The organism is Pyxidicoccus sp. M15 (assembly GCF_056858435.1).
In genome coordinates this window covers 10936307-10959933 of the sequence record NZ_CM166495.1, presented here as the reverse complement: position 1 = coordinate 10959933, position 23627 = coordinate 10936307, and the positions used below count along the sequence as shown (strand labels likewise).

18 protein-coding genes are annotated in these 23627 nt (G+C 72.6%); 7 read left to right on the top strand and 11 right to left on the bottom strand.

Annotated features, from left to right (window positions below):
- The first annotated feature begins 4 nt into the window (after positions 1–4).
- Positions 5–523 carry a peroxiredoxin family protein gene (locus tag ACX9TP_RS40400; protein WP_482976011.1) on the top strand — a complete coding sequence of 173 codons (519 nt, stop codon included), beginning with the start codon at positions 5–7 and terminating at the stop codon, positions 521–523.
- A gap of 5 nt (positions 524–528) precedes the next feature.
- Here ACX9TP_RS40400 and ACX9TP_RS40395 read toward each other — a convergent pair whose 3' ends face one another.
- Genes ACX9TP_RS40395 through ACX9TP_RS40385 form a run of 3 tightly spaced genes read right to left on the bottom strand, consistent with a single transcriptional unit; the run spans position 529 to position 3690 of the window.
- Positions 529–1410, bottom strand: a complete 882-nt coding sequence (locus tag ACX9TP_RS40395; RefSeq protein WP_482976010.1) for a carbohydrate ABC transporter permease — start codon at positions 1408–1410, stop codon at positions 529–531.
- 10 nt (positions 1411–1420) lie between these two features.
- A complete protein-coding gene (locus tag ACX9TP_RS40390; protein ID WP_482976009.1) occupies positions 1421–2866 on the bottom strand; it encodes an ABC transporter substrate-binding protein in 1446 nt (481 codons plus the stop codon).
- Complete coding sequence (locus ACX9TP_RS40385; protein WP_482976008.1) at positions 2851–3690, bottom strand: carbohydrate ABC transporter permease; 840 nt, start codon at positions 3688–3690, stop codon at positions 2851–2853. Before ACX9TP_RS40385 ends, ACX9TP_RS40390 begins: the two co-directional genes overlap by 16 nt.
- 133 nt (positions 3691–3823) lie before the next feature.
- Between ACX9TP_RS40385 and ACX9TP_RS40380 the strand changes: the two genes are divergently transcribed.
- Both ACX9TP_RS40380 and ACX9TP_RS40375 read left to right on the top strand, forming a co-directional pair.
- On the top strand, positions 3824–4915 hold the full coding sequence (locus ACX9TP_RS40380; protein WP_482976007.1) for a serine hydrolase domain-containing protein: 1092 nt from the start codon (positions 3824–3826) through the stop codon (positions 4913–4915).
- 13 nt (positions 4916–4928) lie between these two features.
- Positions 4929–5489, top strand: a complete 561-nt coding sequence (locus ACX9TP_RS40375) for a DUF1801 domain-containing protein (protein WP_482976006.1) — start codon at positions 4929–4931, stop codon at positions 5487–5489.
- A 62-nt stretch (positions 5490–5551) separates the two neighbouring features.
- Here the strand turns inward: ACX9TP_RS40375 and ACX9TP_RS40370 are convergent, their stop codons facing one another.
- The 6 genes from ACX9TP_RS40370 to ACX9TP_RS40345 form a co-directional block, all read right to left on the bottom strand.
- Positions 5552–6472, bottom strand: a complete 921-nt coding sequence (locus ACX9TP_RS40370; protein ID WP_482976005.1) for a M57 family metalloprotease — start codon at positions 6470–6472, stop codon at positions 5552–5554.
- Between the two features lie 14 nt (positions 6473–6486).
- The gene (locus ACX9TP_RS40365; protein ID WP_482976004.1) at positions 6487–6876 is read right to left on the bottom strand and encodes a hypothetical protein; all 390 of its coding nucleotides are present in this window, start codon (positions 6874–6876) and stop codon (positions 6487–6489) included.
- A gap of 176 nt (positions 6877–7052) precedes the next feature.
- Complete coding sequence (locus ACX9TP_RS40360; RefSeq protein ID WP_482976003.1) at positions 7053–8546, bottom strand: sigma 54-interacting transcriptional regulator; 1494 nt, start codon at positions 8544–8546, stop codon at positions 7053–7055.
- 51 nt (positions 8547–8597) lie between these two features.
- Positions 8598–9623 (bottom strand): serine/threonine-protein kinase, encoded by a 1026-nt coding sequence (locus tag ACX9TP_RS40355; protein ID WP_482976002.1) that lies wholly within the window; start codon positions 9621–9623, stop codon positions 8598–8600.
- Between the two features lie 135 nt (positions 9624–9758).
- Positions 9759–10784 carry a UDP-glucuronic acid decarboxylase family protein gene (locus tag ACX9TP_RS40350; protein WP_482976001.1) on the bottom strand — a complete coding sequence of 342 codons (1026 nt, stop codon included), beginning with the start codon at positions 10782–10784 and terminating at the stop codon, positions 9759–9761.
- Between the two features lie 156 nt (positions 10785–10940).
- Entirely contained in the window at positions 10941–11453 is a 513-nt protein-coding gene (locus ACX9TP_RS40345) for a GNAT family N-acetyltransferase (RefSeq protein ID WP_482976000.1), read from the bottom strand.
- Between the two features lie 469 nt (positions 11454–11922).
- Here ACX9TP_RS40345 and ACX9TP_RS40340 point away from each other — a divergent pair, with 469 nt between their 5' ends.
- From ACX9TP_RS40340 to ACX9TP_RS40325, 4 genes are read left to right on the top strand one after another with little or no spacing between them, the layout of a single operon-like run.
- Positions 11923–13983: an NAD-dependent epimerase/dehydratase family protein gene (locus ACX9TP_RS40340; protein WP_482975999.1), complete on the top strand. Its 2061-nt coding sequence runs from the start codon at positions 11923–11925 to the stop codon at positions 13981–13983.
- Entirely contained in the window at positions 13980–15116 is a 1137-nt protein-coding gene (locus ACX9TP_RS40335; protein ID WP_482975998.1) for a CgeB family protein, read from the top strand. The genes ACX9TP_RS40340 and ACX9TP_RS40335 overlap by 4 nt, the downstream gene beginning before the upstream one ends.
- A 14-nt stretch (positions 15117–15130) precedes the next feature.
- Positions 15131–16237, top strand: coding sequence for a CgeB family protein (locus ACX9TP_RS40330; RefSeq protein ID WP_482975997.1), 1107 nt, complete (start codon positions 15131–15133; stop codon positions 16235–16237).
- A 26-nt stretch (positions 16238–16263) separates the two neighbouring features.
- Positions 16264–17562: a UDP-glucose dehydrogenase family protein gene (locus tag ACX9TP_RS40325; protein WP_482975996.1), complete on the top strand. Its 1299-nt coding sequence runs from the start codon at positions 16264–16266 to the stop codon at positions 17560–17562.
- Positions 17563–17724: 162 nt separating this feature from the next.
- Here the strand turns inward: ACX9TP_RS40325 and ACX9TP_RS40320 are convergent, their stop codons facing one another.
- Complete coding sequence (locus ACX9TP_RS40320; protein ID WP_482975995.1) at positions 17725–21285, bottom strand: hypothetical protein; 3561 nt, start codon at positions 21283–21285, stop codon at positions 17725–17727.
- 70 nt (positions 21286–21355) lie between these two features.
- On the bottom strand, positions 21356–23413 hold the full coding sequence (locus tag ACX9TP_RS40315; protein WP_482982293.1) for a chloride channel protein: 2058 nt from the start codon (positions 23411–23413) through the stop codon (positions 21356–21358).
- Positions 23414–23627: the final 214 nt, after the last annotated feature.

The window sequence follows — 23627 nt, the reverse complement described above, 5'->3', positions numbered from 1 at the left end:
CGCCATGCTCATTCCAGTGCTCGTCGCGGGCCTCTTCAGTGGGGCCATTCCGCAGGCGGGTGACACGGCGCCGGACTTCACCGTGAAGGACACGGCCGGCAACGTGTACACCCTGTCGGAGATGGTGAAGCAGGGGCCCGTCATCGTGGCCTTCTTCCCCAAAGCCTTCACAGGTGGTTGAACCCGCGAGCTCTCGGCGTACCGGGACAGGTACTCGGACATCGAGAAGCTCCACGGCCAGGTCCTGGCCGTCAGTATGGATGACGCGGAGACGCTCGCGCGCTTCAAGGCCGAGCTGAAAGCACCGTTCCCCTTCATTCCCGACCCGAAAGGAGAGGTCGTCGCGGCGTATGACGTGAAGATGCCGCTGCTCTCCGTGCCCAAGCGGTACACGTTCGTCATCGGTGAGGGACGGAAGATTCTGAAGGTGGAGACCGGCAGCGACGCCATCGACCCGAATGGGGCGATTGTGTCGTGCCCCCTGCGCAAGCCCTCGGCGGCGCCGGACGCCGGGACGAAGTAAGGCCTTCAGGCCTGGCGAGTGGTGGAAGCCCGCCACTCGCGCAGCACCCAGAGCTGCGCGCCCACCATGGCCGCGGTGACGAGGAACATCACCCACGTCATCGCGGACGCGTACCCGATGCGCAGGTACTCGAAGCCGTTCTCGTAGATGTAGAGCGGCAGGAAGGTGGTCGCGTAGCGCGGCCCGCCCTGGGTGATGACGAGCGCCGGGACGAAGGTCGTCTGCAGGCTCACCACCACGTCGCGCGCGGCGAGCAGCGCCAGCGTGGGCGCCAGCAGCGGCAGCGTCACCCTGCGGAAGACGGTGAGCGCGTTGCCGCCCTCCAGCTCGCACAGCTCGTACAGCTCCTCCGGTAGCTCGCGCCGCGCGGCCAGCAGCACCACGAACACTTCGCCGAGCTGGAAGACGGTGAGCGCCACCAACGCGCCGCGCGCGCCCCACGGCGTGAGCAGCCACCCGCCGCTCGTCACGCCGGCCGCCTTCAGCGCCAGCGCGAGCGGGCCGTACAGCGGGTTGAGCAGCCACAGCCACAGCAGCGCATACGCGATGTCCGGCACCACCGTGGGGAGGAACACCGCCGCCCGCGCCAGCCGTCCGCCCCGGTGCAGCAGCAGCGCCAGCCCCAGCGCCACCGCGAGCCGCAGGGGCACCGCCATGCCGGCGAAGAGCAGCGAGTTGCCCAGCGCCGTCCAGAAGAGCGGGTCGCCCCACATCCGGACGAAGTGCGCCACGCCCACGAAGCGCGGGGGGCTCAGCGCGTCGTACTCGGTGAAGGCGAAGCCCAGCGCGAGCAGCGCGGGCACGCCCACCAGCAGCGCCGCCGCCGCGAGGAACGGCGCCGCCAGCCAGAGCATGGCTTCCTTCCCGCGCGGGGCGCGTCCTGTCATGGCGCTCCCTTCAAGGGGCTCCGGCATCCGGCCGCGGCGCCGAGTCGAGGATGCCCTGCACGGCCTCGTTCAGCTCCTGGCCGAGCGTGTTCACCTCGTCGCGCTGGCGCAGCAGCCGCTTCATGGAGCCACCGGCCTCCTGCGCGGGGCGCACCTCGGTGGAGTCCGCCTGCGTCAGCTTCGTGCCCCCGGGGGGCACCGTGTAGAACCACTCCTCGACGATGACGTCCGCGCGCGCCTCCACCTCGTTCCACACCGGAGCGTTGGGCAGCCGGCGCATGATGGGCAGGGAGTCCAGGAAGACGCGGGCCGAGGCGGGACGCTGGCTCGCGTCCAGGAACGCGGGCCCTTCCGCCACGGCGCGCAGCGAAGGCACCGTGCGCCCGCTGCGCGCCAGCAGCTCCGCGCCCGTCGTGCCCAGGGCGAACTCCACGAAGCGGAAGGCAGCGTCCTTCACCTTCGACGCGCGTGACATGCAGAAGCCGTCCGAGTGCAGCACGGTGGCCTTCTGCTTGTGCCGGGGCAGCGGCGCCACGTCCCAGTCCAGGGCCGTCACCTCACGCAGCGTGGGCACCAGCCGGCGGCTGTTGAGGTGCATGCCCAGCCGCCCGGCCGCGAAGCGCGCCTCGGCGTTCTCCGACTTCGCCTCCTCCAGCGTGGGCGTCACCTTGAAGACGCGCTGCAGGCGCAGCACGTAGCGCAGCGCCTCCTGCGCGGGCGGCGTGAGCAGCTCCAGCTGCCGCGGGTCCTTGATGTCATTGACCACCTCGCCGCCGGCCTGCCAGATGAACGGCGCCAGGCGGGACAGGTTCGGGTCGAAGGCGAGCCCGTGGACGTCGGCGCGCCCGTCACCGTCCTCGTCGCGGGTGAGGGCCTGGGCCGTCTTGCGGAAGTCGTCCCAGCTCCAGTCCGGCTTCGGCGGCGGCACGCCCAGCTTCTCGAAGAGGCCGCGGTTCCAGTAGACGACGAGGCTGGAGACATTCTGCGGGATGCACTCCAGCGTGCCCTCGAAACGGAAGGCCTCCATGGCCTGCGGGTAGAAGTCCTGCTCCTTGAGGGTGGCGCTCTTCTGCATGCGAGGGCCCAGCGGCTCCAGCACGTCCTTGGCGGCGAACTGGCCGAAGCGCCGGTAGTTGAGGAGGAAGAGGTCGGGCGGGGTGCCACCGGAGAAGGCGGTGGTGAGCTTAGCCATGTGGTCCTTCTGCTTGCCGATGGGGACCAGGCGCACCTTCACGTCCGGGTTCTTCGCCTCGAAGGCGGTGATGAGCTGGCGGTAGCCCTCCACCTCCGCCGGGTCTCCGAAGAGCTGGAGTGTCACCTCGGTGGCCTGCGTGGCGGGGGCGCCCGCGTCTACGGCCTCCGGGGCCTTCGCCGTCGGTTCCTCGCGCTTGCAGCCGCTCAGCGACGTCATGCCCGCCAGCGCGAGCGCCGCGGTCCACCTCATCGTCCGAGCCATCCGCTTCCCCTCTCCTCGCCGAGGAACATGCGCTGCGCGCCCAGGAAGGCGAGGACGGCGGGCAGCGTGACGACCACGGCACCGGCGAGCAGCACGGGCCACTGCGTGGAGCCGAGCAGCTCCAGCGCGTGCAGGGCGAGGGGCGCGGTGAGCGCGTCCTCTCCACTGAGGTACAGCAGCGGGTCGATGAAGTTGCGCCACGACAGCGCGAAGGCCAGCAGCGCCACCGCGGCGGTGGTGGGCCGCACCAGCGGCAGGGCGATGGAGCGCCACAGCCGCACGGGGCCGGCGCCCTCCAGCCGCGCGGCCTCGAACAGCTCCGGGGGCAGGCGCCGGAAGGCCACCGCGTAGAGGAGCACGAAGAGGGGGCTGCCACCCATGAGCGCCGGGGCCACCAGCGGCACGGGCGTCCCGGTGAGGCCCAGCACCTTGAAGACGGCGAAGCGCGCCAGCCACACGGCGGTGCCGGGCACCATCTCCAGGAGGAGCACCGTGCCGGCCAGCGTCCGCCAGCGCCACCCGGTGGACTGCGCCAGGGCCAGCCCCGCCCAGGACGCGGTGATGACGCTCAGTGGCACCATGAATGCCGCAATCAGCAGGGAGTTGAGGAGCGCGCGGCCGAAGGGCACCAACGTGAAGGTGGCGAAGTACGCGGCCAGCCCGGCGCCTTGTGGAATCAACTCCACCCCGCGTGGGGGCGGCAGGCCCGGAGGGCGCAGTGAGCCGGTGAACATCACCACCAGCGGCGCGAGGAACACCGCCACCAGCACCCCGATGAGGAGCGCTCGGGACGACGAGCGGAGGAGGCGGGCGGGGGGCGGCATCGCGGGGGCCCCATTCGCGCGCACGGGTGCCGCGCCGTCAAGCCGGACATTCGGGGCGTGTCACGGGAACTGTAGGGTGTCCGGAGCGCGCAATCAGGGCTTCGCGCCCTGCGTAGGTACTCCAGGAGGTGTGATGCCGCTGTCGAAGCTGTCCCGGTCGCTGTGTCTCCTGGTGTCGGTGGTGCTCGTGGGTGTCCAGGCCTCGGCGGCCAGCCTGGAGGAGTCCCTCTCCCGCTTCGTCGCGGACACCGACTTCAACGGTGTCATCCTGGTGGCGCGAAACGGCGAGGTCCTCCACCACCGCGCCTACGGCCACGCGGACCTCGAGGCCGGCACGCCCACGGCGCTCACGACGCGCTACCAACTGGGCTCCATCTCCAAGTTCGTCGCGTCGCTGGTGGTGCTGAAGCTCGTGGACGAGAAGAAGCTGTCCCTGACCCGCCCCATCTCCGACTACCTGCCGGCGTACCGCAAGGACGTCGGCGGCCAGGTGACGCTGCACCACCTGCTGTCGCACACCAGCGGCGTTCCGAACGGCCTCATCGCCGCGTTCAAGGCGGACCGGAAGGTGGCGGAGGTGGAGTTGCCCCTCACCACGGCGGTGGAGCGCTACGCGAGCGGCGCGCTCCAGTTCGAGCCCGGCGCCCGGTTCGACTACTCCCACTCCAACTGGATTCTCGTGAAGGCCATCATCGAGAGCGCCTCGGGCCGCTCCTACGCGGAGAACGTCCAGCGCCTCCTCGGGCCGCTGAAGCTGAAGGACACCGGCATCTTCGCGGGGGACTTCACGAAGGTCTCCGGGAGCGCCGTGGGCTACACGGAGGTGCGGCCCGCGCCGAAGCGCTACCTCGTGCCGAATCCCGCCTTCATCGCCTGCACCGGAGGGGCGTTCAGCACCGCCTCGGACCTGCTCACGCTGACGCGCGCCCTCTATGAGGGGCGGCTCATCTCCAAGGGCGCCCTCCAGAAGCTCTCCACCCCGTACGTCGCGGACGAGGGCTATGCCTACGGAGGCCGGGTGAAGACGCTGAAGCTGGGGGGCCGGGACGAGGTCGTCTCGTGGCAGAGCGGCTCGAATGGCCCCTTCAAGTCCCGGGTGAGCCGCGTGCTGTCGAACGGCCTGACGGTCATCCTCCTGAGCAACACCGGCGCCAACCTGGACAAGCTGGCGGCGTTGACCGAAGAGGTCCTCCAGACACTTTCCGCGCCACGAACCGCGCGCTGACGAGGACTCCCGGATGCCGAGCAAGCCGAAGGCGAAGACCGCGAAGAAGGCCCCCGCCGCCCGCAAGCCTCGCGAGGCGTCCCGGAGTGCGCCGAGCAAGCCGAAGGCGAAGACCGCGAAGAAGGCCCCCGCCAGCCGCAAGCCTCGCGAGGTGGCTGGAAGCCGCGCCGCCGCCGTGGAAACGGGCGGCTCCCGGACGGACCCCGCCGTCATCGCCTTCCTGCGCGACCTGGAGCATCCGCTGAAGAAGGAGCTGGAGGCCTTGCGGCGGCTCATCCTCGACGTCAGCCCCGAGATTCGCGAAGGCCTCAAGTGGAACGCGCCGAGCTTCTACACGACGGACCACTTCGCGACCTTCAACCTGCGCACCCCGGACCGCATCCGCCTCATCCTTCACACGGGGGCGAAGACGAAGGAAACGGCGAAGACGGGCGTGAAGGTGGAAGACCCGGCCGGCCTGCTGGAGTGGCTCGCGAAGGACCGCTGCCTCGTGACGTTCAGCGACGGCAAGGACCTGAAGGCCCGGGGCCCCGCGCTGCAATCCATTCTGCGCGAGTGGATGAAGTCGGTCTGACGCCCGAGGCGTGCAGGGGGGCCGCGCTGGCGGTGGACGCCAGCGCGGCCCGGCCTCCGCACCTACAGGATGACGGAGAGGACCGCGGGCGCCGTGCCGTACAGCGTCTGCGCTCCGAAGTAGTCCAGGTCGGACTGCCGGTAGCCCCCCGTGCCGCTCGGCCGGCACTGCGGGTAGTGCATGATGGAGTTCGCGTCATAGGCCGTGACCAGACGCGCATTCGTGGCCTCCTCCGTGGTGCAGGGGTTCGCCAGCCAGATGTGCTCGTGCCGCATGCCGATGGTGTGGCCCAGCTCATGGCTGAGGATGCCGAGCAAGTCACGCCCGCCCGCCGTCGTGGTGAAGGAGACGGGGTCGATGAGCAGCTCGCGCGCCGACCGGCCTTCGTTCGGGAAGAACGCGGAGGCATTGGGGCCGCCGAGCGACGTCTGCCGGATGTTGAAGACCACCCCGCTCGTGGCGTTGTTGCACGTCGCCGTCACCACGCGCCGGAACGACACCCCGACGCGGCGGGACCACGAGTAGGTGGCCTGCTCGAGCGTGTCCAGGAACAGGTTCGCGTTCGCCCCGAAGCTGGCGGTGTCCACGCAGTAGGTGAGCTCCATGCGCTGGGGATGGGTCCACACGGTGTCCACGCCGCCGGACTGGTTCACCGTCAGCGGCTGGCCGACGGAGCCGAGCTCGCCTTGCGAGCGTGCCGCCTGGCTCTGGCGGGACCAGGTCATCTCCTGCTCGTAGAAGGCACGGGCGGAGGCCTCGTTCTCCACGAGGATGTCCTGGTCGATGATGAGCCGGCCGTCCTCGAGCACCTGGGCCTGGGCCAGGAACTGCTCGAACGTCTGCGGCTGCACTTCTTCAGAGGGCGCCGCCTGGGCGGCCGCGCCCTCCATGGGCTCGCAGCCGGGGGCGGCGAGGGTGGCGAGCCCCAGGAGCAACACGCGGGCGGCGCAGGGGGCCGCCCGGGGGAGTCGGGTTCGAGTCATGGCGTCACCCTTCACTAGAAGGTGATGGAGACGGCCTTGACGTAGCAGACGCCCGCGGTGGGCTCGTAGGCCACCCACACCGGCCGGCCCGCGAGCCCCGCCGCGTGGAGCGTCTCCACAATCTCCTGGAAGTTCGTCCGCGCCCGGGCCAGCCGGAGCGTGGCGTTGCCACCGCAGAGGTCCGTGCCCCCCGAGTTCGGCCACACCGTGCGGATGTTGCCGTCCGAGTTCTTGAACCTCACGTACACGTCGTTGTCGCCGCCCTGCTGCAGGTCGGCCACCTTCAGGCCGCCGATGGACCAGGGGAAGCCGCCATCCGTTGGCCCGGCGTGGGCCACGGCGGCTCCCAGCAGACCGGAGACCACGAGCGCGGAGGCAACAGCCGACACCTTGAAGCGGTTCATCGTTTCTTCCTTTTTTGAGTACTGCGTTGAGCCTGCGTTGCTTGCGAGCAGGTGCCAGTTGCCTGTGCAACCGCACGGCCAGCAAAAACCGATGTCGTGTCCGGGGGTTGGCCGGCTGTCCCGGTGGTGTCCCGCCCGCGAGGGCCGCTGTCCCATTCCGGGTGGGACGCTGCCGCTCACTGCCGCGCCGCCTCGACGTCGAGGCCCAGCCGCTCCGCCCAGCGGTAGACCTGGCGCCGGTCCTTCCCGAAGAAGAGCGCGGCGCGGGCGACGTTGCCCTGCTCGCGGACGAGCACCTGCCACAGCTCCTCGCGCGAGGGGACGGTGTCCCTGCCGACGGCAAGCTCCAGCAGCGGTGGGGGCGTCGGTATGTCATCGGGGTCCGGGGGGAACTCGCGGTCCCTCAGGCGCTCCGCGATGGACGCGGGAAGGTGGCGCCGCCGCAGCATGCCGCCGTGGGCCCGGGCCGCGGCGGCGCCCAGGCACTGCTCCACCTCGCGGACGTTGAGGGGCCAGTCGTGGAGCAGCAGCGCCTCCGCTGCATTCGCACTCATCAGCGGCGGGGAGCCGGCCCGCTCGAGCGCGAGGCGCGCGAAGGGAAGCACGTCCTCCCTGCGGCGCCGCAGCGGGGGCAGCTCCATCGTCCACCCGGAGAGCCGGGCCAGGAGGTCCGCGCGGAACAGCCCCCGCTCGACGGCGAGGCTGAGGTGGTGGTTCGTGGCCGCGATGACGCGCACGTCGACGGTGCTGGCCTCGGCGGAGCCCACCGCGCGCACCTCGCCCTTGCTGAGCGCGCGCAGGAGCTTGGGCTGGAGCGCCAGCGGCATGTCGCCCACCTCGTCCAGGAAGAGCGTGCCCCGGTGGGCGGCGCGGAAGACGCCCTCGGAGGAGCGCACCGCGCCGGTGAACGAGCCGGCCACGTGGCCGAACAGCTCGCTCTCCGCGAGCTCGGCGGAGATGGCGCTGCAGTTGACTGGAATGAAGCGTCCCGTGCGCCCGCTCTGCCGGTGCAGCTCCTCCGCCACGCGCTCCTTCCCCGTTCCCGTCTCACCCAGCACCAGCACCGAGAGGGGCCGGGGCGCCACGAGCGCGATGTCGCCCCGGATGCGCTGCATCTGGAGGCTCGGGCCGCGCACCCCGGCGCTCTCCGCGAGCAGCGTCGTGTAGGGCGGCAGCTGCAGTCGCTCGAAGAGCAGGAGCGAGCTTCCGACGCGGAGCACGTCTCCGTCGTGCAGGCTCACCCGGTCGACGCGCGCCCCGTTGACGAACGTGCCGTTCCGGCTGCCCAGGTCCGTGAGGGTGCATCGCCCGTCCCCCGGCTCACATTGGAGCAGGGCGTGGCGCCGGGACGCGTGGTCGTCCTGGAGGGCGATGCCTCCCGCGTCGTTTCCCTCCCGGCCCAGCTCGTACCGCGCGTTGCCCAGGGAGATGACCGCCCCGCGCCTGCGCCCGTGGACGACCACGAGCCTGCAGACGGCGTGCTCCTTCTGGAAGGACTGGCTGCTGCCGTCGAGCGTCTCCCGCATGGCGCCGTGGGGGGACCACCCGGCCTCGAGCTGCATCCCGCCGTCGCTCGCCGCCGTCTGGACATCCGGCGTGGAGGCGGGGGGCTCGCAGGCGGCCAGCACGGTGAGTGCGGGCCAGGACACAGGCACGAGGGGTGTTTTCACGGTGTCCTGCCAACGAGCGACGGGCAGGATCTTCCCGCGGGCCCGGCGCGCTCACTCTCGCCGGGGACGGGCGAGCTGCTCCAGCGCCTGGAGCAGCGCGTCCCCCGACTCGAAGCGCGGGTGGTGCTGCCTGGCCAGGCACTGCTGCACGAGCGCGGCGAAGCGCGGGTCGATGCCCGGCACCCGCTCCGAGAGCACGGGCGCCTCCTCGACCTGGACGTTTCTGGGGAGCGTCTCGAAGGGCAGGTGTGCGAACGGCGCCGCCCCGGTGCACAGCTCGAACACGAGCGCCCCGAAGCCATAGACATCCGTGCGCTGCGTGGCGGGCTCGCCGCGCCAGAGCTCCGGCGCCATGTAGAGCGGCGTGCCCGCGATGGCCGGCGCCGGCGCGGAGCGGTCGCCCCTGGAGTCGTCGCGTCCCGGGCGGGGCGGCAGCAGCCGGTGCGAGTCCGCCAGCGTGGCTGCGCCCCGCGCCTCGCCCTCGGGGAGCGCGGGCAGGACGGGCCAGGGGGGTGGTGGCTCGTCCGCGCGTCCCGTGTCCGTGGGCCCCTCGGCGTCCGCGAGCTGCGCGAGCCCGAAGTCGATGAGCTTGATGGTGCCGTCCTCGGTGAGGAAGACATTGGCGGGCTTGAGGTCCCGGTGGAGGACGCCCTGGCGGTGCGCCGCGGCCAACCCGCGCGCGAGCCCTACCGCCACCTCCAGGGCAGCCTCCCAGCGCAGCGGCAGCGGCAGCCGGTCCAGCGACTGCCCGCGCAGGTACTCCGAGACGAGGAACGGGCGGCCGGAGACCTCACCGGTGCGGAAGACGGAGACGACGTTCGGGTGCTGCACCCGGGCAATCGCCCGGGCCTCCTGCTGGAACCACTCGCGCCGGAGCGGCGAAGGCGGGTGGCGCTCGTGCGAGATGAACTTGATGGCGACCGGGCGCTCCAGGCGCGTGTCATGGGCCAGGTAGACTTCCCCCATGGCCCCGCGTCCCAGCAGTCGGACGAGGCGGTACTCCTCGAAGGCGGCGGGCAGGTCCGCGGGAACGAGCGTCGCATCGGACGCGCCTGGAAGAGCGGACCTGGACGACATCTCTCGGCCTCTCCGTGGGGACAGGAAACGTCCCTGCCCGCGACGAGCCCCGGCTCATGCTCGCGCCACCCTGGAACGTACGGGGCGGCCGAGCGTGCCCGCAAGGGGCCCTGCTCCAAGGAGGCCGCGAGTCCTTCAGCCGCGGCGCTCCCGCTCCTCGTGGCGCGTCGGCTGGCGCGCGGAGTCCGCACGTGGCACCGGTGCCCGGGGCGTCATCACCTTGCGGAACCAGGCGAACGTCTCCACCAGTCCTTCCTCCAGGGACACCCGTGGCTCCCAGCCCAGCAGCGTGCGGGCGCGGCTGATGTCGGGCTTGCGCTGCCGGGGGTCGTCGCGGGGCAGGGGCTTGAAGACGATGCGCCCGTCGCCGCCGTGCACGTTCCTCACGGCCTCGGCGACGCGCAGGATGGACAGCTCGCGCGGGTTGCCCAGGTTCACCGGCTCGGTGACGTCCGAGAGGGCCAGGCGCACCAGCCCATCGATGAGGTCCTTCGCGTAGCAGAGCGAGCGCGTCTGCGTGCCGTCACCGAAGAGGGTGAAGTCCTCGCCGCGCAGCGCCTGGCCCACGAAGGTGGGCACCAGGCGGCCGTCGTCCAGCCGCATCCTCGGGCCGTACGTATTGAAGATGCGGGCAATCCGCGTCTGCATTCCGTGCATGCGCGCATACGCGGTGACGAGCGCCTCGCCGTAGCGCTTGGCCTCGTCGTACGCGGAGCGGGGGCCCACGGGATTCACGTTGCCCCAGTAGTCCTCCCGCTGCGGGTGGACGAGCGGGTCGCCGTAGATTTCGGAGGTGGACGCCTGGAGGAACACGGCTCCCTTCTCGCGGGCCAGCCGCAGTCCGTTCTCCGTGCCGACGGAGCCCACCCGCAGCGTCTCGATGGGGAGCTGCGCGAAGTCGCTGGGCGAGGCGGGCGACGCGAGGTTGAAGACGCAGTCCACCGGGCCGTCCACGCGCAGGGGCTCGGTGATGTCGTGCACCACCACGCGCAGGTTGCCCAGCGGGGCCACGTCCACGAGGTTGCGCTCGTTGCCGGTGATGAGGTTGTCGAGGCTGATGACCTCGCCGGCCCCGTCGCGCAGGAGCCGCTCACAGAGATGGGAGCCGAGGAATCCCGAGCCCCCGAGGACGACCACTCGCCTGCCCTTGAAGTCATTCATGGGCGCCAAGGTTCCGCACGTGCGAAAGCAGGGATACCCGTTCCGCGGGGCAGGGTGGGGGGCACGGTCGGCTCCCGGACGCATGCGCCACGGTCGCATCCGTTGCCCGGCACTCTCCGCGTTCAGCACCACACGGCGGGCCGCGCTGGAGCGTGTCTACCGGCCCTGGGCGCGGGCGGGCGGGCGACGGTTGTCGAAGACCTGGGCCGGCGAGCCGTCCACCCGCGTGTCCTCGAAGGCGCCGTCGGTGTACTCGGCGATGACGCTCCGCCAGAAGGCGATGGCGGAGCGGTTGCCGGGGAGCTGCGAGACTTCCCACACGCCGCGGAAGCGGTCGAAGATGGCGCGGGCGGCGAGCCGGCCGAGTCCCCGCCGTCGCTCGCCCCGGAGGATGAAGAACTCGCTCATCCGGAAGTCGCGCCCCGGTGTCATGTACGGGAAGGGCGTCTCCCCCACGAAGGCGAAGCCCACCGTGCGCTCCTCGTGGCGCAGCAGCAGCGGGTGGACGTCGGGCGAGCGGCTCAGCCAGGTGGGCAGGCAGTCCGGCTGCCAGCGTCCCTGCTCGTCCAGCCGGTACTCCACGCCGAACTCGCTCAAGTCGTGCAGGTAGAGCGGGTACAGGTTGTGGAGCAGCGGGTGCTCGGCGGGGCCTGCTCGGAGAATGTCCATGGAGCACCTCCCGGGCCCGCAGCATGACCGGGCGGCCTGCTCCCGGCCAGGACGCTCTGGTGTGGGTGTTGGGGGCGGGCACACACACGGGCTCGACGCGGACCGCCACTCCCCGTCCCCCGAGTCGGGGGCGCGTGTCGAGTCACGCCCGCGTCCCCGGTACGGGAAGGGTGTCACGTGGTGGTAGCGCGAGCGTGCCTCGCGGGGCGCGACGTGGCTTCACCGTGATGCGCGGGCAGGACGGTGACGCGGCACGACACTCCCCGCCCGATTTGCCGCGACCTACGTTGCCCGCGCGAGCCGGGGGCTCGGGTCGCCCGGCCGAGCTACGACCCGGGTACGAGGCATCTGGGGGGCGGCCTCCGAAGGTTCTGACGGTGTCGGCGGGGGCGGGGCAATGAAGAGCAGGCAGGTTCTCATCACCTGCATCCAGGGCGCGGCGCGGGCGGAGGCGGGGGGGGCTCACCGGATGACACGGAACAGGATTCGGAGCGGCGCGGGGCTTCGCACCTCGCGGGTGGGGCTGGTGCGGGACTTCACCCCAGGCGACCACGCCTCGGTGGAGACGGCGCTGGCGGACCTCGAGGTGCTGGGCGTGCGTGAGCTGCGCACGCGGGTGTCCGGGGCCCATGCGGCGACGCCGGAGGGGGCCCGCTGGTACCGCTGGCTGATGCGGCGGCTGTCCCATGACGTGTGCGTGCTGCCCTGCCTGGTGGGCACGCCCGAGGGCCTGGTGGGCGGAGGCCGGGAGAGCGCACCGCCCGGTGAGCCGCGGGCCTACGGTGACTTCGTGGAGCGGTTCCTCTCCGAGCACGGGCGCTTCGTGGAGTGGGTGGAGCTGTGGGACGAGCCGCGCAGCCTGTCCTCCTATGACTGGCGGCTGGACCCGGCGTGGGAGACCTTCACCGCCATGGTGGCCGAGGGCGCGAAGCGTGCGCACGCGGCCGGCAAGCGCGTGGTGCTGGGCGGCATGAGCCCCGTGGACCCGCCGTGGCTGGACGGGCTGCTGGAGCGGCTGGGCCCGGACGCGCTCGACGCCGTGGGCGTGCACGGCTGGCCGGACACGCATGACACGCCGTGGACGGGCTGGCGCGCGTGGCTGGAGCCGGTGGAGGACGTGCTCGCGCGGCGCGGCTCGCGCGCGGAGGTGTGGATTACGTCCGCCGGCTACTCCACGTGGCGTCACGGAGAGCGGCGGCAGGTGGCGGAGTTCCTCGACGCGGCCGCGGCGCCGGTGCCGCGCATGTACTGGGACGGCCTGTGCGACGCGGCCTCGGTGGAGGACACGCCCCGGGAGGGCACCGACGAGCGGGATGGGTACCTGGGCCTGAAGCGCGCGGACGGGAGCCCGAAGCTCCTCTACCGGCTGTGGGCGGAGTGTGGCCTCGCGGGACTGGCGGAGGGCTTCCGGCGGCTCGGCCCCTCGCGCGGCGCGCGCGCGGAGCGGCAGGTGGTCATCTTCGGCGGCGCGGGCTTCATCGGCTGCAACGTCGCCGACGCGTACCTGGAGGAGGGCCGCCGCGTCCTCGTCTACGACAACCTCGGTCGGCCGGGCGTGGAGCGGAACCTGCGCTGGCTGAAGGAGCGTCACGGCGCGCGGCTGGACGTGGAGGTGGCCGACGTCCGCGACGCCGCCTCGGTGCGCGGCGCCGTGCGCCACGCGAGCGAGGTCTTCCACCTCGGCGCACAGGTGGCCGTCACCACCAGCCTGGAGGCGCCCGCGCACGACTTCGAGGTCAACGCGCGCGGCACCTTCAACGTGCTGGAGGCGCTGCGCGCCATGGACACGCCGGCGCCGCTGCTCTTCACGTCCACGAACAAGGTGTATGGCGGCCTTCCCGGCCTGCGCTTCGTGGCCGGGGCGCGGCGCTACGAGCCGCTGGACCCGGACATCCGCGCCAATGGCATCAGCGAGTGCCGCACGCTGGACTTCGAGAGTCCCTACGGCTGCTCCAAGGGCACCGCGGACCAGTACGTGCTGGACTGGGCACGCGGCTACGGCCTGCGCGCCACGGTGTTCCGCATGAGCTGCGTCTACGGCCCGCGCCAGTTCGGCACCGAGGACCAGGGGTGGGTGGCCCACTTCCTCATCCGCGCGCTGAAGGGCCAGCCGCTGACCCTCTACGGCGACGGCATGCAGGTGAGAGACCTCCTCTTCGTCGACGACCTCGTGCGCGCCTTCCGGCTCGCCCTGGCGAACCTGGACACCGTCTCCGGCCAGGCCTTCAACCTCGGCGGCGGCCCCACGCGGACGGCGAGCCTGCTGGAGCTGTTGGACCTCCTCGAGGAGCTGGTGGGCCACCGGCCCGACGTGCGCCACGAGGACTGGCGCGCGGGAGACCAGCGCTACTACGTGTCCGACACGCGGAAGTTCCAGGCCGCCACCGGCTGGGCGCCGCGGGTGGGCGTGCGCGAGGGCCTCACCCGCCTGCGGGACTGGCTGGAGGAGCTGGTGGGGGGCCGCCCCTTCCCGCCGGCGAAGGGGGCCGGCGGCGCTCGGCAGCCTTCTCCGGAGAGGCCATCGCCATGAGAGTCGTCCTCTTCTGTCACTCCCTGCTGTCCGACTGGAACCATGGCAACGCGCACTTCCTGCGCGGCATCGTCACCGAGCTGGCCGAGCGCGGCCACGAGGTGCGCGTCTGGGAGCCGAAGGACGCCTGGAGCCTCCAGCACCTCCTGGCCGAGCCCCGGGGACAGGAGGCGCTCGAGGCGGTGCGCGCCATCTACCCGCGCGTGCGGCCGCACCCGTACGAGCCGGGCACGCTGGACCTGGACCTCGCGCTGGACGGCGCGGACGTGGTGCTGGTCCACGAGTGGAGCCCCCCGGAGCTGGTGCGGCGCGTGGGCGAGCAGCGCGCCCGGGGCGGACGCTTCCGGCTGCTCTTCCACGACACGGACCACCACAGCGTCACCGCGCCCCTGGAGCTGGCCCGTCGAGACCTGTCGCACTACGACGGCGTGCTGGCCTTCGGCGACGTCATCCGCCGTCTCTACCTGGCCCGGGGCTGGTGCCGCCGGGCCTGGACGTGGCACGAGGCCGCCGACACGCGCGTCTTCCGCCCGCTGCCCACGGTGGCGCAGGAGGAGGACCTCTGCTGGGTGGGCAACTGGGGCGACGACGAGCGCACCGCGGAGCTGCACGCGTTTCTGCTCGGCCCGGTGAAGTCGCTCGGGCTGAAGGCCCGCGTCCACGGCGTGCGCTACCCCGACGCGGCGAAGCGCGCGCTGGCCGACGCGGGCATCCAGTACGGCGGCTGGCTGCCCAACCCCGAGGCCCCGCGGGCCTTCGCCCGCGCACGCCTGACGGTGCACGTGCCGCGCGGGCCGTATGCCTCCGCGCTGCCGGGCATCCCCACCATCCGCGTCTTCGAGGCGCTCGCCTGCGGCATCCCCCTGGTGAGCGCGCCGTGGGAGGACGCCGAGGGCCTCTTCACCCCGGGCCGGGACTTCCTCTTCGCGCGCGACGGGGCGGAGATGGAGCGCCACCTGCGCATGCTGCTGGCGGACGAGGACGCGCGCCACGCGCTGGCCGCCCATGGCCGGCGCACCGTGCTGGCCCGCCACACCTGCGCGCACCGCGTGGACGAGCTGTTGAGCATCTGCCGCGAGCTGGGCGTCGACACCCACGCGGCGCCGCCGCGGGCGCTGGAGGGAGTGGCGTGATGGAGCCCCGGTGCATGCGCATCGTCATCCTCGGCCTGTCCATCACCTCGTCCCGGGGCAACGGGCACGCGGCCACGTTCCGCGGCCTGGTGCGCGAGCTGGTGCGCCGAGGGCACGACGTCCTCTTCCTGGAGCGGGACGTGTCCTGGTACGCGGCCCACCGGGACCTGCCCCGCCCGCCCTGGGGACGCACGGAGCTGTACGCCGACCTGGCGGAGCTGCGTGAGTGCTTCGCCGCGGACGTGCGCGACGCGGACCTCGTGGTGGTGGGCTCCTCCGTCCCACAGGGCGTGGAGGTGGGGCGCTGGGTGCAGGCCACCGCGCGGGGCATCCCGGCCTTCTATGACTTCGACACGCCGGTGACGCTCGCGAAGCTGGCGCGCGGGGACTTCGAGTACCTCTCGCCGGACCTCGTCCCCGGCTACCGGCTGTATCTGTCCTTCACCGGCGGCCCAATGCTGCGGCGCCTCGAGCGCGAGCTGGGCTCGCCCGCGGCGCGCCCGCTCTACCGCGGCGTGGACCCGGAGCTGTTCCTGCCCCGGCCCCGCGCGCCCGACTGGGATTTGGGCTACCTGGGCACCTACAGCACGCACCGGCAGCCCACGCTGGCGCGGCTGCTGCTGGACGCCGCGTTCCAGTGGCGGGCGGGGCGCTTCGTCGTCGCCGGCCCGCAGTACCCGGCGGTGGTGCGGTGGCCCTCCAACGTGGAGCGGGTGGCGCACCTGCCGCCGTCCGCGCACGCGGACTTCTACTGCGCCCAGCGCTTCACGCTGCACGTCACGCGCGCGGACATGGTGCTGGCGGGGTACTCGCCCGGCGTGCGCCTCTTCGAGGCCGCCGCCTGCGGGGTGCCCCTCATCAGCGACGTGTGGAACGGGCTGGAGAGCGTCTTCGTGCCCGGGGAGGAAATCCTCCTGGCACGCACGGCGAAGGACGTGCTCGGCCACCTCCGGGAGCTGTCGGAGGCGGACCGGCGTGCGTTGGGGGAGAAGGCCCGGGCGCGGGTGCTGGCCGAGCACACGGTGGCCCACCGCGCCCTGGCCCTGGAGGAGTACGCCCGGGAGGTCAGCCGTGCCTCCGCCGCGGGGACACCCGCGGAAGGGCTCATCGTGCAGCGCTGAGCTGGAAATGAAGGACGGGGGGAGTCATGAAGATTGCGGTGGTGGGTACGGGGTACGTGGGGCTCGTGGCGGGGACGTGCTTCGCCGAGTCGGGGAACGAGGTCACCTGCGTGGACGTGGACGCGCGCAAGGTCCAGGCCCTGCAGGAGGGACGGGTCCCCATCTACGAGCCGGGGCTGGAGGAGTTGCTGCGCCGCAACGCCGCCGCGCAGCGGCTCCACTTCACCACCGACCTGGCCAGGGCGGTGACGCCCGCGCAGGTGGTCTTCATCGCCGTGGGGACGCCGGAAGGGGAGAGCGGTGACGCCGACCTCCGGTACGTCCTCGCCGCCGCCGAGGGCATCGGCAAGGCGATGAAGCAGTACACGGTGGTGGTGGACAAGAGCACCGTGCCGGTGGGCACCGCGGACAGGGTGCGGGAGACCATCCGTGCGGTGACGGACGTGGAGTTCGACGTCGTCTCCAATCCCGAGTTCCTCAAGGAGGGCGCCGCGCTGGAGGACTTCCTGAAGCCGGACCGCGTCGTCATCGGCACCACGTCCGAGCGGGCGCGCAAGGTGATGGGCCAGCTCTACGGGCCCTTCGTCCGCACGGAGAACCCCATCCTCTACATGGACACGCGCTCGGCGGAGCTGACGAAGTACGCCGCCAACGCGATGCTGGCCACGCGCATCTCCTTCATGAACGACGTCGCCGCGCTCTGCGAGAAGGTGGGCGCGGACGTGGAATACGTGCGCAAGGGCCTGGGCTCGGATCGGCGCATCGGCTACCCCTTCCTCCACCCGGGCTGCGGCTACGGCGGCTCCTGCTTCCCCAAGGACGTGAAGGCGCTGGTGGCCACCGCGCGTGAGTTCGGCCTGGAGCTGGATTTGCTGCGCGCCGTGGAGCGCACCAATGCGCGGCAGAAGCGCACGCTGATGGCCAAGGCCCTGAGGCACTACGGGGAGCTGGCGGACCGGACCTTCGGGGTGTGGGGCCTGGCCTTCAAGCCGAAGACGGACGACATGCGCGAGGCCCCCGCCGTGGAGCTCATCGAGGGACTGCTGGGCAAGGGCGCCCGGGTGCAGGTGCATGACCCGGTGGCGGCGAAGGTGGCGGAGCGCTACTTCGGCAACCGGGTGCTGTACGCGCCGTCAGGCTACGCGGCGGCGGAAGGGGCGGAGGGCCTCTTCCTCGTCACCGAGTGGAACGAGTTCCGCCGGCCGGATTTGCGCAAGCTCAAGAGCCTGATGAAGGGCCCCGTCATCTTCGACGGCCGCAACATCTTCGACCCGGTGCAGGTGCGCGAGGAGGGCTTCACGTACTACGGCATCGGCCGCGCGTGACGGCTCCACCGCGCGGGCAGGTTCGCGGAAGGAACGTTCCTTCCCCCGTACTCCGTCCGCCCTGACGGGCGGCGGGCTGGCGGAAGGAACGTTCCTTCCGATGCTGCCGGCGGTGGGGCGGTACGGGCACGTCATTCCGTGCGGCCCGCCCCGCGTCCTGAATCAGGCGGGCTTCGCCACCATCTCCCGGGGCGGAAACACCACCTGCGCGGCGCCGGAGACCAGCGGAGCGTCATCCGCCTGGAGTCGGGCCAGCCGCGCCAGCCGCTCCGGCGTCCACCCGCGTCCGGGCGCCGCGTCCTGCACCAGGCACCACACGGCCACCCGCCGCGCCTCCGCGCTCGGGCTCGCGGTGAGCCGCGCCTCCACGGCCTCCAGCTCACCCACGGGCAGCGCGCCCACCACGCCCCGGCACGCCTCCAGCGCATCCGCGTGCAGGTGACCCGCCTCACCCATGTGCGCCACCCGCGCGGCCCACTCCACCGGAGCCAGGGCCGCGCCCGCGCACCGCACCCGCAGCGGCGCCAGGCGCGCGTCCTTCGACAGGACGCGCTCCGCCGCCAGCGCCGCCTGCATGTAGCTGGCGCGGGACTTCACCGGCAGGGCCAATAGCTGGTTCAGCGCCACGCTCAGCGCGCGCCGGTCCGCCGCCACCGCGTCCAGCATCCCCTCCAGGCGCTCCAGGTCGCGCTCGTCGGAGCGGTGGAGGATGGCGCGCATGGCCGCGACGCCCTCGTCGTCATACGGCGAGCCCAGCCGCGCGCCGCAGGCAGACAGGAAGGTGCGCTCGGTGTCCCTCACGGCGAGGTACGCCGCGCGGTTGAGCAGGTCGATGCGGGCCTCCGGCTCCGGCCGGCGCAGCACGCGCCCGAGCAGCTCGGACAGCTTCCGGTCCGACTCCACGGTGAGCCGGTCCGCGGGGATGTCGCCCAGGCGCGAGGCCATCACCCAGTCGGTGCCGTCCACCGCGCGGGCGAAGACGCCCCACGTCGGCTCGCGGTCCAGGTGGTCCCACAGGGCGCGCAGCATGGCGATGCGCACGTCCCGGTGCAGCGTCAGGCCGTCCAGCTCCAGCAGCCGCGCGTAGGCGGCGTCCGAGCGCAGCTCGCCCAGCAGGCGCACCACCTCCTTGGCCACGGTGACCTTCGTCAGGGGCACGGAGGACAGCAGCGACACCACGCGCGAGGGCGGCATGCCCTTGAGGGCCCGGCGCAGGCCGTAGATGGCGATGCGGGCGCGCGCGTCCTCCAGGCACCGCAGCAGCGTGGGCACGCCCTGGCCCTGGTCGCACCGCCCCATGACGCGCAGGGCCTTCTCCTGCACGGCCGGCCGCGTGTCGTCCGCCAGCGCGCACAGCCTGTCCATGGGCGCCCAGTCGATGGCCGCCAGCAGCGCGGTGGCCCACAGCAGCGTGGGCGTGTCGCGCTCGCGGTCCTCGAGCATCCGCCCCACGGAGTGCGAGTAGGCGGCGCTCTGCTCCGGCGTCCACCGGAAGAAGCCGTCGCCGAAGGACAGCAGCCAGCCCGTCTTCCCCGTCGCGAAGCGGCCGTGGATGACGGGGGCGCCCAGGTAGGGGGTGAGCAGGTCCTGCCGGCGGCGGTGCAGGTAGGTGTGGACCACCGGGAAGCAGATGACGCTGGCGTCGGCCTTCAGCAGCGCGGGCAGCAGCCGGTCGAAGGCGCGCCAGTCCTGCTGCAAGAGCACGTTGAGCGCGGAGGACGCCTCCTTGCCCAGCCGCAGCGCCACGCGCTCCAGACCGGAGACGAGCTCGACGTGCAGGGGCTCTCCCTCCTTCCTCGGCTCCTGCGTCGAGGCCAGGGCGATGATTTCCGACAGCCAGCCCCGGTCGTACCAGCGCCGCACGGTGGTGCCCAGCGTCGCCTCGAAGCGCGCGCGGCCGTGCTCGGACAGCCACTGGCTGATGCCCAGCGCCATCCAGGCCCAGCCCGTCTCGTCGCGGATGCCCACGAGCAGGTCCTCCAGGCCCGGCACCAGGCCCACGCGCTCGCCCAGGCTCTGCACCAGCAGCAGCAGCGGGCCCCCGCGCTCGCGCTGCGCCCAGGCCTTCGCGATGTCGAAGAGCTGGGGCGCGGCGGCGCGCACCTCGTCGTCGCTGAGCTGCTCGCCCAGCCGGGGGTTGTGGAGGACGCCACGCTCCTTGATGAGCGTGGCCAGCCACGTCGCGCCCCAGGCGGCGTCCCGTGCGAAGACGCGCAGCACCAGCGTCTCCGCCAGCTGCGCCGTCCCGTGGGACAGGTCCGCCGCGTCGAGCGCGTCGCGCACCATGCGGCCCACCGCCTCGGTGTGCTCGCGGCGCCACACGCGGCGGGGCCACCACACGAGCGCGCCCAGCATCGCCGCGCGCACCGGGTCCTGCTCGTTCTTTCGCGCCAGCACCAGGGGCAGGGCCCGGTCCACCAGGGTGGTGTCGTCGGGACGCAGGCCGGGGATGGCCAGCAGCGTCGTCAGCGCCGCGCCGCGCGTGTCCCCCTCGGGGTGGCCCAGGTAGGACTGGAGGGCGGACTGCGCCTCGTCCCAGGGCAGCAGGCGCGCGTACTCCATGCGCTGCCGCGGGCGGGTGCCCAGGGCCACCACCTCGTTCAGGTGGCGGCGGGCCTCGCGCTCGCGCAGGTCGAGGGGAAGGAGGCTCAGCACGTCCAGGGAGATGACGCCGTCCTTGTCGCGCGAGGCGACGCTCCAGCGCGAGTACACGTGCTCGCGCACCTGCGCGTCGGAGATGGAGCGCAAGAGCTCCGTGCCCCAGGCCGGCGCCACGTCCACGGCGGCGCACCACGCGTCGACGACGGCGCGGCGCGCGGGCTCGGAGAGCAGGGGCAGCAGCGTCTTCACGTTCCCCAGCGAGCCCGGCGCCTCGCGCACGAGCCACGCCAGGGACTCCGTGCTCAGCCGGGGGGCCGCGTGCGCGAACGTCTGCCAGAAGACGGTGGCGTGCGCGTGGCGCTGCAGCAGCGCCAGCGCGGCCTCGGGCCGGTGCCGCGCGAGCCAGCTCCAGGCCGAGCCATCCGGAAGGATGTGCCGGGCGAGCAGCAGCTCGAACAGCTCCAGCGCCGCGTCGGGCACCTGGTCCGCGATGCGGGGCAGGTAGGCGAGGATTTGCCACCGCGTCACCGGGTCGGGCTCACCGGGCACGGCCCGAAGGCGCGCGGCGAGCACCTCCGCGAGGATGTCCGGGGCGAAGCGCGACAGCCGGTTCCAGAAGCGCAGGCTCGGCTTCTCCAGCGCGCGGGCGAGGTGCCGGCGGATGGCGCCGGGCGTGCCCAGGGGCACCGCGTCCGCGAAGTCCGGCACGCCCGTGCGGGCGGCGAGCCAGTCGAGGTACGCGTCGATGACGCCCTGGCGCTCCTTGCGCACGAGGCCCCTCAGGATGGCGCCCTCGCGGCGCATGGCGTAGGCCATCTTCAGGGCCTCCAGCGCCTGGGCGTCGTCACAGGCCAGGGGCACCAGCCGGAAGGCGAGGGCGCGGATGCGGCTGGACGCGTCGGACGTGGCGTGGAGCACGTGGGCGCCGTCGCGCCGGGTGAACTGGGCGGCGAGGGCCAGCCGCCGCTCGTACGCGTCTCCCCGGGCCAGCCCCTCCAGCGCGGTGCTGGCGTCCGGGTCCGTCGGCGCGCGGCGGCCCAGCTCCACCATGCGGCGGATGCGGGCGTCGTGGTGGGTGGCGGACAGCTCGGCGCGCAGCTCGGGCAGGCGGGTCTCGGACATGGCGCGAAGGATGCCCGGGCCCCCCTGTTCCTGACAAACCCCCGTCAGGAGAGGCGCCAGGAGCGGAGCCTCAGCGCGACACCTCGGTGGGGCTGACCGGGTAGCTCCCGTGCGAGTGGGCGTAGGCGTGCTGGGCGGAGAGGAACCGCCGCACGGCGCCGCGGGTGAGCAGCCCGCAGGTGGGGCTGCCCGGCGGGGTGGTGACGGGCAGTGCGTCCACGTCCTCCTGGTCCATGACGCGCAGCGCGTGGGCCAGGTCCTGGTCGGGCGACAGCAGGGGCAGCTTGCGCGCCAGGTCGCTGGCCACCAGCAGCGGGTACATGGCCTCGTCGCGCCACACCTCGCGCAGTTGCTCCACCTGCACGGTGCCGTAGACCTGTCCGTCGGAGTCGAGCACCGGCAGGGCGCCCGCCTCGGAGGTGAGCAGCAAGTCGGTCAGCGGGCGCAGCGGCGTCCCCGCGGGCACGGGGGCCAGGTGCGCCATCACCGTGCGCACGGGCGTGCCCTCCAGCAGGTCCGTGTCGCTCTGCACCTTCGGCGCCTTGCGCTCGATGAGGTAGTGGCAGAGCGCGGAGGCGATGGTGCACGTCACCATCAGCGGGAGGATGATGTCGTGGTTCCCGCTCAGCTCGTACAGCATCATCATGCCGGTGAGCGGGCCGCGGTTGAGCGCCGCCACCGCGCCGCCCATGCCCACCAGGGCGTACGCGCCGCTGGGCCCGGTGCTGGCGGGGAAGACGTAGTGCACCAGCGTGCCGAAGGCGCCGCCCGCCATGGCGCCGATGACGGCCGCGGGGAAGAAGGTGCCGCCCGAGCCGCCCGAGCCGATGGTGAGCGCGGTGGCCACCAGCTTCAGCACGCACGCGGTGACGAGGAAGAGGAGGGGCAGCCGGCCGATGGCGGCCAGGTTGATGAAGTCGTGCCCGCTGCCCCACACCGGGGGGCTGATGAAGGCCAGCAGGCCCACGCACAGCCCGCCCAGGCCCGCGCGGTAGTGCAGCGGCCTGCGGGCGAGCCAGGGCGACAGCCGGCCCCCGCCGCGCCCCTGGAAGAAGTGCTCCACCCCGTGCAGCAGCCGCACGAAGGCGAAGGCCAAGAGCCCGCAGCCGATGCCCAGCCCCGCGTACGCCACCACCTCGCCGCCGCTGACCAGCTCGTAGGGGACGCGGCGGAGCATGGGCGCCTCGCCCAGGACGCCCTGGCTCACCAGGGTGCCCGCCACGCTGGCGAGGATGATGGGCGAGAAGACGCGCAGCTCGAACTCGCGCAGGATGATTTCCATCGCGAACACCGCGCCGGCGATGGGGGCGTTGAAGGACGCGGAGATGCCCGCCCCCGCGCCGCACGCCAGGAGGATGGACAGCTCCCTGCGGCTGAAGCCCAGTACGCGGCCCACGGTGGATGCGAACGCCGCGCCGCCGTAGACGATGGGGCCCTCGCGTCCGGCGGAGCCGCCGCTGCCAATCGTTATCGCGGAGGCCACCAGCTTCAGCAGCCCGCGGTCCGCCGGCACCACGTTGGCGCCGCTCTTCACCGCCCGCACCACCTCCGGCACGCCGTGGCCGTGGGTCTCCGGCCTGTCGCGCAGGAGCCGGCCCACCACGATGCCGCCCAGCGTGGGCGCCAGCAGCATGAGCCACCAGGGCAGGTCCGCCAGCGTCTCGGGCAGGTTGTGCGAGTGGCCGAACACGCTGTTGAGCGCGGCCAGCGCCACCAGCGGGTAGTAGAGCGACAGCGCGCCCAGCGTCAGCAGCGCCAGCAGCTTCAGCCGGCGCTTCACCTCGTCGCGCGGGCCGCCGGGCTGGATGAAGCGGCCCACCAGCAGCGCGCCCAGCGCCAGCGGTGCGCCGATGATGGCGTACTCGAAGTGCCAGTGCGCGGTGGAGAACGCCTCCATCAGCGTCTTGAGCTGGCCCCGGCGCAGCGTGTGCGTCAGCTCGGCGGCGCCGAAGGTGAGCCCGGTCATCAGGCCGATGAGGTTGGCGAAGATGCCCGCGGCCAGCCCGCTGTAGAGCCCCACCACCGCGCCCGCCACCGGCAGCACCGAGGGCCCCGGAAGCCGCAGCCGGTTGGAGGCCTGGAGGAGCTCGTGAATCAGGCGGCTCAACGCCGCGCGAAGACGGCCCATGAGCGCGCGCCGTTGCGCCGCGTCGGGGATGGGTCCTGCGCCTTTCATTTGGGGTCCCACTAAGCAGGTGTAGACGGGCGCTTCAAGTGCCGCGAGTGGGTTGTCGGGCTGCTGGCACTCCGCCCCGGCCGTGGGTCGCGCGCCCGTCAGGGGGGCAGTCGGCCATGCTACGTACACGGGGCCGGAGGTTGGACGAGGACACCGGCGTGGCGGG